The 12,479-nt window shown below is 44.3% G+C and carries 10 protein-coding genes; 5 read left to right on the top strand and 5 right to left on the bottom strand.

Annotated elements, in window-relative coordinates; translation table 11 throughout:
* Nucleotide 1 precedes the first annotated feature (1 nt).
* Together asnB and ACFSKO_RS14445 are read right to left on the bottom strand one after the other, a co-directional pair.
* On the bottom strand, nucleotides 2-1,936 hold the full coding sequence (gene asnB / locus ACFSKO_RS14450) for an asparagine synthase (glutamine-hydrolyzing) (RefSeq protein ID WP_380252847.1): 1,935 nt from the start codon (nucleotides 1,934-1,936) through the stop codon (nucleotides 2-4).
* Between the two features lie 216 nt (nucleotides 1,937-2,152).
* The gene (locus ACFSKO_RS14445) at nucleotides 2,153-2,944 is read right to left on the bottom strand and encodes an NAD(P)-binding domain-containing protein (protein WP_380252845.1); all 792 of its coding nucleotides are present in this window, start codon (nucleotides 2,942-2,944) and stop codon (nucleotides 2,153-2,155) included.
* 308 nt (nucleotides 2,945-3,252) lie between these two features.
* Between ACFSKO_RS14445 and ACFSKO_RS14440 the strand changes: the two genes are divergently transcribed.
* A complete protein-coding gene (locus ACFSKO_RS14440) occupies nucleotides 3,253-4,641 on the top strand; it encodes a dipeptidase (RefSeq protein ID WP_380252843.1) in 1,389 nt (462 codons plus the stop codon).
* An 82-nt stretch (nucleotides 4,642-4,723) separates the two neighbouring features.
* Here ACFSKO_RS14440 and ACFSKO_RS14435 read toward each other — a convergent pair whose 3' ends face one another.
* On the bottom strand, nucleotides 4,724-5,731 hold the full coding sequence (locus ACFSKO_RS14435; protein ID WP_380252841.1) for a YeiH family protein: 1,008 nt from the start codon (nucleotides 5,729-5,731) through the stop codon (nucleotides 4,724-4,726).
* 167 nt (nucleotides 5,732-5,898) lie between these two features.
* A complete protein-coding gene (locus tag ACFSKO_RS14430; protein ID WP_380252839.1) occupies nucleotides 5,899-6,171 on the bottom strand; it encodes a DUF6356 family protein in 273 nt (90 codons plus the stop codon).
* Nucleotides 6,172-6,302: 131 nt separating this feature from the next.
* On the opposite strand from ACFSKO_RS14430, the gene ACFSKO_RS14425 reads away from it, so the two are divergent.
* Both ACFSKO_RS14425 and ACFSKO_RS14420 read left to right on the top strand, forming a co-directional pair.
* Nucleotides 6,303-6,767 carry an Lrp/AsnC family transcriptional regulator gene (locus tag ACFSKO_RS14425; RefSeq protein ID WP_380252837.1) on the top strand — a complete coding sequence of 155 codons (465 nt, stop codon included), beginning with the start codon at nucleotides 6,303-6,305 and terminating at the stop codon, nucleotides 6,765-6,767.
* A gap of 145 nt (nucleotides 6,768-6,912) precedes the next feature.
* Nucleotides 6,913-8,214 (top strand): NAD(P)/FAD-dependent oxidoreductase, encoded by a 1,302-nt coding sequence (locus ACFSKO_RS14420; protein ID WP_380252835.1) that lies wholly within the window; start codon nucleotides 6,913-6,915, stop codon nucleotides 8,212-8,214.
* A gap of 39 nt (nucleotides 8,215-8,253) precedes the next feature.
* On the opposite strand, the gene ACFSKO_RS14415 is transcribed toward ACFSKO_RS14420, so the two are convergent.
* A complete protein-coding gene (locus ACFSKO_RS14415) occupies nucleotides 8,254-8,874 on the bottom strand; it encodes a LysE family translocator (protein WP_380252833.1) in 621 nt (206 codons plus the stop codon).
* 301 nt (nucleotides 8,875-9,175) lie between these two features.
* On the opposite strand from ACFSKO_RS14415, the gene ACFSKO_RS14410 reads away from it, so the two are divergent.
* Both ACFSKO_RS14410 and ACFSKO_RS14405 read left to right on the top strand, forming a co-directional pair.
* The gene (locus ACFSKO_RS14410; protein ID WP_380252831.1) at nucleotides 9,176-10,996 is read left to right on the top strand and encodes an ATP-binding protein; all 1,821 of its coding nucleotides are present in this window, start codon (nucleotides 9,176-9,178) and stop codon (nucleotides 10,994-10,996) included.
* 223 nt (nucleotides 10,997-11,219) lie between these two features.
* A complete protein-coding gene (locus ACFSKO_RS14405; RefSeq protein WP_380252829.1) occupies nucleotides 11,220-12,386 on the top strand; it encodes an aminotransferase class V-fold PLP-dependent enzyme in 1,167 nt (388 codons plus the stop codon).
* Nucleotides 12,387-12,479 lie beyond the last annotated feature (93 nt).

Raw genomic sequence — 12,479 nt, 5'->3', positions numbered from 1 at the left:
TCTAGTTACTTTCCAGCCATGATTGCAACATCAATACGTTCCATAATTGGTGCTGCCAATTATGGCTGCCAGCCATGTGTTCTTTAAGTTTTTGCTGAATACTTTCGGGCTCAAATAGGCCTTGTTCTTTAAAGGTACTTGGAGAAAGAAGGTCGCTCGCCCATCCATTTAAAGGGCCACGTAGCCAGCTGTCGATAGGTACGCCAAAACCCATTTTTGGCCTATCTGTTAAGTGTTTAGGGACGTGTTTATCTAAAATCTTCCTCAAAATCCATTTCCCTTGTCCATCACGTATTTTCATATGTTGAGGCAAAGACCACGATAATTCGACAATACGATGATCCAGAATGGGAACTCGAGCTTCAAGAGAAGCAGCCATGGATGCGCGATCCACTTTAGTGAGAATGTCATCTGGCAAGTAAGTAAGTGTGTCGAGATATTGCATCCGATCAACAGCGTTTGGGATAGATTTCTTGAGTTCAGAGTTCCAAATCAATCCCTTGTGCTCTCGGCCTTTCAGCAGCAGATTACCGGGGTTTTGCCAGTTACTCACAAGTGTCAGGTAGTAGGCATCTGAATTTTCTCCTAACACGCTTGCCAATTTATATAGAGTATCACCAGGGTGACTCGGTCTGTGCGAGGCAGGGATGATTTGAAAAAGCTTGTTCCAGGTTTGTGGAGATAGGCTTCTAATTACGCAGGAGCTTAAATTACGAAGAGCATTAGGGATATTATTAATGCGATCCCCATATTGATGTGCTGTTATATGGCGCCTGTAACCGCCAAAAAGCTCATCGCCTCCGTCGCCGGAGAGGGCAACGGTTACGTGTTTACGAGTTAATTGTGAGACGAGATATGTTGGTATCTGTGATGAGTCCGCAAAAGGTTCGTCGTAAATATCCGGAAGATGTGGGATGACTTCTCTGGCTTCTGTTGGCGTCACATAGAGCTCTGTGTGATTGGTACCGAGGTGCCTGGAGACTTCAGCGGCATGTTGTGCTTCGTTATAATCCTGATCCTCAAAGCCAATAGAAAAGGTGTTTATTGGCGAAGATGATTGTTTTTGCATCAAAGCAGCGACTGTACTGGAATCGATACCGCCAGAGAGGAAGGCGCCTAAAGGGACATCGGATATCATCCGTTTGCCAACAGCATCCTCAAGTAAATTCTCTAGGGTATTTATTGCGTCCTCGTCGGAACCTGAAAAAAGTGTTTGTTGGCCTCTGGATACGACGTCTTCTAGGTTCCAGTATGTCGAGAGGTGTGGTGTTCTATCACCTTCCAAATCAAAAGTTAGTAATTGTCCAGGAAGAAGCTTATTTACGCCTTTGTAAATTGATTGTGGCGCTGGAATGTAGTTGAAGCGTAGATAAGAAGCGACAGAATCATGGTCAATTTGATTTGGGCAATTTGGGTGAATTTTTAGGGCCTTGAGGATCGATCCAAAAATTAAAGACCCGTTGTTGTAACTCCAATAAAGGGGCTTTATACCCAGGCGATCACGGCAGAGAATAAGCCTTTTTTCCCGTTTGTCCCATAATGCGAAAACGAACATACCAATGAGCTGTTCCAGAGTATCTTCCAGGCCCCATGTGGCGATAGCTTCTAAGAGAACTTCTGTGTCGGAATGCCCTTTAAAATTTGTGCCTTTTTGCGCGATAATCTTGGGCCGAATGTCTGCTGCGTTATAAATTTCACCGTTATAAACCAGCACAAAGCGACCACAGGATGAGGTCATTGGCTGTTGTCCTGCGCTCGACAAATCAATTATAGATAGTCTTCGATGTGAAAAAGCGACACCATGATCAGGTGACATCCAGATATCACCACCATCTGGACCGCGCCTGTACATTGCCTTCCCCATGGAGTGGGCGATACTTTCCCGTTTTTGGATGTCGCTTGCCTTGCAGTCAATAAAACCTGCGATGCCACACATAAAGGGTCCTGTCTTTGAAATATCTCGCTGAGCTTCATCTATAAACAGTTGAGAAGAAAAATGCACGACTGTTTATAATGTCGAGGGCGACTTGTATGTCTTAATTTGATACGGAATATTTTTTCTGTTTTTTAGCAACGTCTAGTAAAACAAAATCCATTCAGCCTTTCGAGATCACATCCGATTCAGATATTTGTGATCTTCAAATATCAGTTTTTAATTGTCTCTTATTAAGTTTGCATGGACTTCGTCGAGTGCTTTATCCCAGGCGATTATTCCTTGGTGTTTTCGCAATACTTCCAATCCCTTCAACGTGAAGGTGCCTTCTGTCGCAATATCGTTTGTAATAGAGGTGAGGTCTTCGTTTTCTTTTAAGAGGGCGTAACCCGTAGCTCCGCGCACATTGTGAAGCACGAGGGTGCGAGCAGTTTCTGAAGGCAACCCTTTGTTCTCGAGCCACTGGGTCATGCTGCCAAAGAATTCATAAAGCCAACCGTTCATACAAGATGCCGCAAGGGAGAGATCAAACTCTTCTTCGGTATTAAAGGTGACGGGTGCACCAGTAAAACGCGCGAGATCTTCAACTATTTTATGAGCTGGGTATATCGGAACAACACCTTCTCCTGCTTCGATGCAGCATACAGGTATCATACGTATAAGTGTTTGGGGTAAGGGGCCTGTTTTATGATGATTTTCAACAGAGATACCCGCAACAGCAGAGACAACAATCTGATCATCTTTAAAACTTAGACCGGTGAGAAGTTCCTGCAAGTGTTCGGGTTTGACCGAGACTACAACAAGGTCAGTATGATCGATGACATCTTGGTTCGTTACGGCTATGGAGCAATTATGAGTTTGCGCAAGTTTGTTTGCCGTTTGCGCATTCCTTGGCGATAAAAGTATTTGCCCCTTAAAACCACCTTTGCGGAGGCCGGCTATGAAATATGAGGCAAAATATCCAACGCCAAGAATACCGATGGTCATAGAAGAAAGTGGTTTATCAGTCATGGAAATCTCGATGTTTATGAGCCGGTGAAAATCATGTGTTCGAGAAGCATTAAGAGCATAAAAAATCACTGATAAAAAGTTTAGAGAGAAGAGCTCTGTTAATTATCTTTTTGAGTTTACTGGAAATTAGGTAAACAAAACTTGCCTAGCTGAGTTAGGGTCTGATAGCGTGATTACGTAATTTCATCCCGTTGATTTTGTATTGTTCTCATAGGAATTCCTCTCAGGTATCTGTTTGAGAGGTATATCAACGCTTTGCATTGCAAAGACATAATAAAAATAACAATAAACACACGAGGAGCATAAGCATGAGCGCTCTGGAACAGGTACTGTCCCACGTTGATGACCATCTAGAAGAAAGTATCGAACGATTATTTGATCTTGTTCGTATCGAAAGTATTTCAACTGACCCCGCCTATAAAGCGGAGTGTCAAAAAGCGGCTGAATGGCTTGAACGGGAACTGGTCGCGTTAAAGTTTGATGCGTCGGTTCGATCTACGCCGGGTCACCCTATGGTTGTTGCACATACTCCTGACCAAGCAGAGGGACCGCACGTTCTGTTTTATGGCCATTATGATGTTCAGCCTGTTGATCCTCTCGAGCTTTGGGAGAAGCCGCCATTTGAACCTTCTATTACAGAGATGTCGGATGGATCAAAGCAACTTGTCGGCCGGGGAACTTCCGACGATAAGGGGCAGCTTCTTACCTTTCTTGAAGCCTGTCGTGCTTGGAGATCTGTTACTGGGAAGTTGCCTTTAAATACGTCGATTATTTTTGAAGGTGAAGAGGAAACAGGTAGCCCAAGCCTTGATGCTTTCCTTGCTGAAAATAAAGACGAACTTAAAGCTGATTTGGCGCTGGTTTGTGATACGACGATGTGGGATCGGGAAACACCTGCAATTACGGTTCAATTGCGTGGTATGATGAAAGAGAATCTCGTGATCAAAGCCGCGGATCGGGATTTGCATTCTGGTGCTTATGGGTCTGCTGCGCGTAATCCGTTACATGTGATCTCGTCGATTATTGCTGATCTTCGTGATGCTCAGGGGCGGGTTCAAATTCCTGGCTTCTATGATGGTGTAGAGGAGCTGCCTGCTGCCATAAAAAAACAATGGGATAGTCTCGGGTTCGATGGCGCGACCTACCTTCGGGACGTTGGTCTTTCAATTTCAGCTGGAGAAGAGGGGTATTCTGTTCTTGAGCAGATTACCTCGCGGCCTACTTGTGAGGTAAATGGTGTCTGGGGTGGCTATAATGGACTGGGATCAAAAACGGTTATTCCTGCAGAAGCCAACGCCAAACTCACTTTTCGATTGGTAGGTAAACAAGAGCCAGACAAGATCAGAGAAGCTTTCCGAAAGTTTGTTAATTCCAGATTGCCTGATGATTGTACGGTTGAATATGAAAGTGTCGGTGGGGAGTTTGGGCCTTTAACGGTTGATACGAACATGCCGGAAACACAAAAGGTGATTAAAGCTCTGTCTGATGAGTGGAACAAAGAAGCGGCATTGATGGGGTCTGGCGGCTCTATTCCAATCACGACCGAATTTCGTCGTGTGCTGGGAATGGAAACGCTTCTGGTGGGTTTTGCCCTTGAAGATGACCGTATCCATAGTCCAAATGAAAAGTACGATCTCAAGAGTTTCCATAAGGGGATACGTTCTTGGGTGAGAATTATAGCAGCACTGGCGGCATAATTTCTCCACTATAGATGAACGAACAAAGGCGGTCCATTCGTGAGGCCGCCTTTGTTGTTTATTGAGACATTTCTTCGACAACTTACCGCATCAAGAAAATACTCGCGATGATAATGCCTGCGATGATCAGTGTTTCCACGACCACAAGAATAAGGGCTTGGTGACCTACTTGGAGAACATCCCGAAGAGATGTTTTAAGACCGACAGCTGCAATGGCAGTTACGAGACACCATCTTGATAGTTCTGAGAGTTGAGAAATAATCTGATCAGATAACAAACCCGCAGAGCGCAACCCGGTGAAAGCGATAAAACCAATAAGAAAGAGCGGCGGCAGATAGGCCTTTACTTTGTTTTGGCTGGTTTGTTTGAATATTGTGGTGACAAACAGGGTTATGGGAACCAATAAAGCCACACGGAATAGCTTAGCAACAGTGGCTGAATCTCCAGCTTCTGGGGATATGGAGTACCCCGCTCCAACGACCTGCGCGACATCATGGATTGTGCCGCCGATAAAGAAACCTGATTCTTCCGGACTTAGATTTAACCAGAGTGCAAACGGTGGGTATAGGATCATGGCCAGTGTGCTAAGGGTCGTTACGGCAACAACAGCAAAAAGTGTCGTGCGTTCACGGTTTTCTGAGGGGGGCATCGCAGCAGATATAGCAAGAGCAGCGGATGCACCGCAAATTGCGGTTGATCCTCCCGTTAAAAGACCAAAGCGTTTATCAAAGCCAAATAGGCGCGCAAGCAAGACACCAGCGATAATGGTGGTTATAACTGCAAAGATAAGTACAAGGGTCGAATTGAGGCCCAGTTGCGAGATTTGATCGAGGCCTATTCTCGCGCCGAGTAAGGCAACGCCAATGCGGAGAATTGACCGCCCTGTGAACTCAATCCCAGGTTTGGCAGAGGACCCTTCGATAAGGGAATTCAGGCTCATTCCAAACAAAAGAGCATAGAGTAGTGTCGGACCACCATGATGGTCAGAGATAAAGGTCGCAGCAAAAGCTAGGACTACGGAAAGAATTATTCCGGGCATCAGAGTTCTGAATTGAGAATATTTTTCTGTACCGTAAATAAGTATAGGCATGTAGTACTCGGCTCGACATTCATAAGGATGGGGTTTGCATTAACATTGATCATAGAAATTACCTATGATCAATTGGTACGAATGTCTGATCTTAAGAAAATCTAATAAGGAACTTTCTTTTAGTGAAAGAAGAAACCTTTTGTAATAAAAGAGTTTTTTAAATTAGGTTAAGACGTGCGGTTAATTTCTGCGTGTTCCAAACTAACATCTTGTTTTGTTTGGTGCCGCATCCGATTTTGAACCATGCGGTCATAAAGCTTTGTGACCAGCTTGCTGCCAGTTTTTTCAAAAGCACCTGGAATAAAGGCGTGGCAAAGGCAAACGAAGAACCCAACCCCCATGTTAAATGAAAAGTAGAGAGCTTGGCCCATGTGTTCAAAATACGTCTCGTTGACCGATTGAGGGTGATCGGTAAAGAGGCTGTCCAATAGTTTTTTCATTAAATTCACCAATTTTTTTTAGTTTATTTGTTGTATCTCTCTATAATATATATTGATAAGGGTGGTTATTTTTCTCATTATTTCTATTATTCTGCATAAATATTGAGGAATTTTCACAAGAAAGAGAAAAAATGAAGTTGGACGAGGTTGATTTACGAATTTTGAAAGAGTTACAACGTGACGCAAGCCGACCGGCTTCTGAAATCGCTGAGATCGTCAACCTTTCTACAAATGCCTGTTGGCGTAGAATTAAGCTTCTTCAAGAGAGTGGTGTTATCAAAAAACAGGTGGCTCTTGTCGATCCGGCGATGGTTGGTAAGGGGCTCACAGTTTTTGTTGAGATTAGGACTGCTCAACATGGGGATGGTTGGTTGGAAAAATTTTCTGAAGGAGTAAGTAAAATAGATGAAGTTGTCGAATTCCATCGTCTTAATGGAAATGTGGACTATCTGTTGAAAATCCTTGTTACCAGTATTGAGGATTATGACCGGGTATATAAGAAAATTATTCGAACGGCTCCCTTACACGATGTAACATCTTATTTTTCAATGGAAAAAATTAAAGAAACGACTGAAATTCCATTGGACAAGCGGTAAGTTTTTGTATTGTTTTTAGGAAGGTAAATAAAAATACATCGTCTTATCTCCTCATACTTTCTATTCGTTAAAAGCCATGGCAGCATACGTATGCAATATGATCAATACGTGTTTTATATAATTTCCTCATGATGAGAGTGCAGCCATGACTGAATCTCAAGCATTTACCCATCGGCCTTATTGGTGGGCAGACTCTCAATTTGAACCTGACTTTTTTTCTCAAACTGATGCTCCTCCTGAAAAGGCGGATGTTGTCATTGTAGGTGCTGGGTATACTGGTTTATCAGCGGCAATTACCCTGGCGAGAGCGGGTCGTGATGTTGTTGTGCTGGATGCAGAAAGACCCGGGTGGGGGTGTTCTGCTCGAAATGGAGGTTTGCTCGGGCCCAGCTTTCACAAGCTAGGTCTCAAAGGGCTTTCTCAAGCTTATGGCAAGGAAAAGGCCGGAGCAATTATGCGCGAAAGTCTGGATTGTATGCGCTCGCTCGTTACCTTTATCCACGAGGAAAAAATTGACTGCAAGCTTACAATGCGAGGACGCTTTAGAGGTGCTGCACACGCTAAACATTATGAGAAACTGGCCCGTCAAAACGAGCAGATGCAAAAAGAGCTTGGTTTAAAAACATATATGGTTTCAAGGGCCGATCAATATAAAGAGATAGGCTCCGAATTCTACCATGGAGGTGCTGTCTATGAAGAAGATGGGACATTACAACCAGCACTTTTGTTACAGGGGCTATTGGCAAAAGCAACAGAGGCCGGTGCGCGGATTTATGGTGGACAAAATGTTCTAGATATTTCCGGTTCGGATGGGAACCTCATGGTTTACACCGGAGTATCTGTACTGAGGGCAAAGAATGTTATCGTTGCCACGAATGGATATACCCCAAAACATCTCAAATGGTTTAGACGCCGTTTGATCCCCATTCGATCGGCAATAATATCGACTGAAGAACTATCAAAATCAAAAATTTTAGAATTATCACCTAAACTTCGCGGTCATGGTGATACGCACAGACTGGTGTTTTACTATCGCCCCTCTCCAGATGGTAAGAGGATGGTATTTGGTGGCCGGGCCGAAAGTCTGAAAGAAAACCCTGCTCAATATGTCAAGCATCTGGGGACTGCAATGCGCCGTATTTTTCCACAGCTTGAAACCACCAAAATCGAATATGGCTGGTCAGGTGTTGTGGCTTATACTTTTGATCATGCGCCCCATGTCGGTAAAGTAGAAGGTGTTCATTATGCAATGGGGTATTGTGGCTCAGGTGTAGGACGGGCGGTTTATTTTGGCCGGAAAACGGCGCTCAAGGTCATAGGTGATCCCGACGGACACACTGAACTGGACAACTTGTCTTTTGACAGCCGGCCTTTTTATAACGGCAATCCATGGTTTATGCCCACGATGATCCGTTGGCACGATTTTGCAGATCGAATGGGGTGGTAGATGGGCTGTGTGGCATTATTGTGATTGTTCTTGGCGTAATTATCGTTGAGCGGAAGCCAATAGAGCGCCAAAGCCGACAAAGGTTGCGCCAAGAACACGACGTACAATACGAATGCGTCTGATATCACTCATGAAATTACGAAGTCGTCCTCCCATAAGTGCAATTACCAGATGGTTCAGGAAACAAAGTGCTGCGTAGGTAATTGAAAGAACTGTGGCCTGGAGCAGAGCATTCCCTTCTGGTGATATAAAAGGTGGAAACAGAGCAAGGATAACGACGATTGCTTTGGGGTTAGTCACAGATACGAATAAGGCTGTTGAAAACAGTTTGTATTTTTTCGGAGCACTATCTGATCCATTGTTTTGAACCATCGTACTTTTGTCGCGCCAGGTTTTTATACCAAGCCAGATCAGATAACCCGCACCGATAAATTTCAAAACAGTAAAGGCCATTGCTGAAGTGGCCATGAGTGCGCCGAGCCCAACCGCTGACGCTAAGCCTATTATCATAAGGCCTATGGCATTCCCGGCTGCAGACCAGATCGTGGCTTTGCCTCCGTACTTAATCGTATTGGATAGTGCAAGAAATACCGCTGGGCCAGGACTGATCGCAGGCACAAAACTGATCGCAACAAAAAGAAGCCAAGTTTCTATAGGCATATGAGGGTTTCCAAAATGAGGCGTGATTGAGAAAAAATATTCTGCACTTGCCTTGGTTGCATTACAAGTGGTTGAATTGATATAAATATTCTAGGCGCTGTTTTGAAATTGCAGAAAAAGCATTGTTGATTGAGACTCTAAAGGATGAAATTGGCATATATTTTATCAATTAATTTTCAACCTAAGTTACTTTTTGGAAAGAGAATTACTCTGAAATAGTATTTTTTATATCGAATTTTCACAAAGCAATACTATTAAGCTGATTCACCTTCTAGGTATGATTGAAGTCAAGGGTACGTGAATGCGAAAGTATGGAGTTATTGAGAGAAGAGTGGCTTTTGCATTAGCGATGTCATTCTTTTTAGCATCTATTGCCGGCGGGCTATTGATAACATCTGTATTTTCTTTACGTGATTTTGAGGAGTCTGGTTATCAGAATACCGGATGGGATATTTATAATGTTCAATCAGAATATTATCGACTTCTGAATAACCTTTATGACGCGGATCCCCATAGTGACGGTACGCGAAAAGCGATAGACAATCGCTATGGCGTCTTTGTGATCAAAGTTGAGGCCATCAAAAAGGGAATAACTCGCCAAACTTTGGAGGGTGAAGCTTTTTTCTCAAATGGTATCACGCGGTTAGATCGGCTTACCGCGCGGTTAAATCAGTTCTCTGAGAATCAGGAAATTCCCACGGACCGTTATATAACAACGATGATCAGTGAGTTGAGCTCCTTTGACAGTGTTCTTCGAAATTTTGTCTCTGATAGCCGTAAGGTCCTGAAGCAGAATAATTATAAAGGGCGGGCAAAAGTTGCGCAACTTTATGGTTGGGTGCTGGTCTCCATCGTTTTGTTATTTGGTGTTTTGGCCATTATGTTTTTCCTGATGTTCCGACAGATGCAAACCATTCAGGGATCGAAGGAAGTTGCTGAACGGGCTAACTTGGCCATGAGTGAATTCTTGGCAACCATGAGCCATGAAATACGTACGCCTATGAATGGGATCTTGGGAATGACCCACGTTCTCTTGGCCGAGGAACCGGATACACGCTTGCGAGAACAATTGGAGATTATTCGGGAATCTGGAACAGTTCTTATGGGACTGCTGAACGATATCTTGGATATTTCCAAGATTGAAGCAAAACTTTTGAAAGTTGAAGAACGGGATTTCGATTTTTTGGCTCTGGTTGAAGCCGCATACACCTTATGGAAGCCAAAGGCTGCGAGTAAATCTTTAGAACTTGAGTTCTCAATCGTGGATGATATGCCTCGTCTGCTCCATGCTGATCCTCTGCGACTGAGGCAAATTCTGTATAACTTGGTGAGTAATGCCATAAACTATACAGAAGAGGGGAGTGTAAAGATTGCGGTGTCCTATCAACCAAGAGACGATGGGCGCATAGATTTAATGATGTCAGTACATGACACTGGCCCCGGTATTGCTAAAGAAGAGGTGTCGCGGCTATTTAACAAGTTCACACAAGGGCATGCGCAACATGCGCGGAGATTTGGCGGCACGGGGCTTGGTCTGGCGATTTGTAAAGAGTTGGCAAAACTGATGGGCGGAGACATTTTGGTCGAAAGTAATTTGGGGCAAGGGAGTACCTTCACTCTCGTTTTGCCTTGTGCTCGCGGTGATCGGAATGCAGTGATTATAGATAAAGAAGAGAACCTAAATGTCATATTGCAGCCAGAAGTGAATCAACCTTCTTTGCGTGTTTTGGTGGTTGAGGACAATGAGATCAATCGATTTGTTTTAAGTACAATGCTTAATAAAGCAGGTCATGATGTGGATTTGGTCGTTAACGGTGTTGAGGCTGTAACCGCCGTACAAAATCGTAGTTATGATATGATTTTCATGGACATTCAAATGCCAGAAATGGATGGCATTGAAGCGACTGAGAAAATACGGAGTATGGAGCTAAATTCGACGGGTGTATTTATCGTCGCACTTACCGCAAACGCCATGCAAGGTGATAGAGAGAATTATTTGGCTGCAGGCATGGATGATTATCTTTCTAAACCTATATCTCCAGGGGATTTGCGCAAAGTTTTACGTGCTGCAACAGATAAAAATCGAAATTACTATGCTACAGATGAAGTTGCTGCAGGGTAAAAAAGCGATTGCGATTTAAAGGGCGGATTATTTTTCGATGGGGCGCCTGTCATGGTCATAGATGTAAAAATAGACGCTGGTTCTTTGATTTTATTGCCTTCTTTTCATTATTTTAGCGCTCACGGCACAATTCCTAATCCGACTTTGAGCTTTTTGATCAAGTCACTTCAGCGTAATCTTTTCCTCAAATTTATTAGTTATAATCGATTGAGGGGTTCTATTCATGGCTGGTCGTAATTCTCTTTTCATTCCAGGTCCAACGAACATGCCAGAGCATATTCGCTTGGCAATGGATGTTAATACTGAAGATCATCGGGCATCTTCCGCACCGGAATTCATGGTGCCACTCTTTGAAGATCTGAAAAAAGTCTTCCGTACAGAGAAGGGTGAAGTGGTTGTCTTCCCTTCATCGGGTACCGGAGGATGGGAAGCGGCGATTACAAATACTTTGTCCCCAGGTGATAAAGTTTTGACTGCCCGATTTGGCCAATTTTCAAGCCTTTGGATTGATTCCTGTCGTGCGTTGGGCATTGAAGTAGAAGATATTGATGTGCCGTGGGGGGAAGGTGCTCCTGTCGGAGCTATTGCGGCGCGTTTGGCCGCAGACACTGATCATGAAATCAAAGGCGTTGTCGTTTGCCATAACGAAACAGCGACGGGTGTCACATCTGATGTTAAAGGAGTGCGCCAAGCGATGGATGCTTCAAACCATCCAGCGTTACTTTATGTTGATGGTATCAGCTCTATCGGTGCGATTGAATTTGAGATGGATGCCTGGGGTGTTGATCTCGCAGTTGCCGGTTCACAAAAAGGTTTTATGCTGCCCACAGGTCTAGGCATTGTTGGGGTGAGCCAAAAGGCATTAGCGGCGGGTGAAAATTCTACATGCCCGCGGTTTTATTTCGATTTCAAAATGATGATTAATCAAACCCGTACGGGGTTTGGCCCTTATACACCTGCCATGGGACTTCTCAGAGGGCTAAGAGCTTCTGTTGATACGCTCCTCGCCGAAGGCATGGAGAACGTCTGGAATCGCCACAAACGGCTGGCGGAAGGCGTGCGTCGTGCGGTGACTGCTTGGGGGTTGAGCACCTGTGCCAAAACACCTGAGTGGCAGTCTGATACCGTGACGGGAGTAATGGTGCCAGATCATATCGATGGGCAAGAGATCGTTAAACGCGCGTACGCAGATTACAATCTGTCCCTTGGAGGGGGCTTGGCTCTTGTCGCGGGTAAACTGTTTCGTATTGGACACCTTGGAGATCTGAATGAATGTATGCTTTTCAGCGCGCTTGGCGGCGCAGAGATGGTGATGCGCGATATGGGGATGGACATTGAACCTGGGAGTGGTGTTGGTGCTGCGATTGAATATTGGAGCAAAAATAGATAACATTCACCGCATGTAATTTTTTTGTTACGAAAATGGCTGCCGAAAGGTGGCCATTTTTGGTTTGATCGCTTGCTAGTTTTACAAAGGAGACTT

This window comes from Kiloniella antarctica (assembly GCF_042682825.1).
Taxonomy (GTDB): domain Bacteria; phylum Pseudomonadota; class Alphaproteobacteria; order Kiloniellales; family Kiloniellaceae; genus Kiloniella; species Kiloniella antarctica.
Note: the sequence above shows the minus strand (reverse complement) of the source record. Positions and strands in the feature narration are given on the sequence as shown.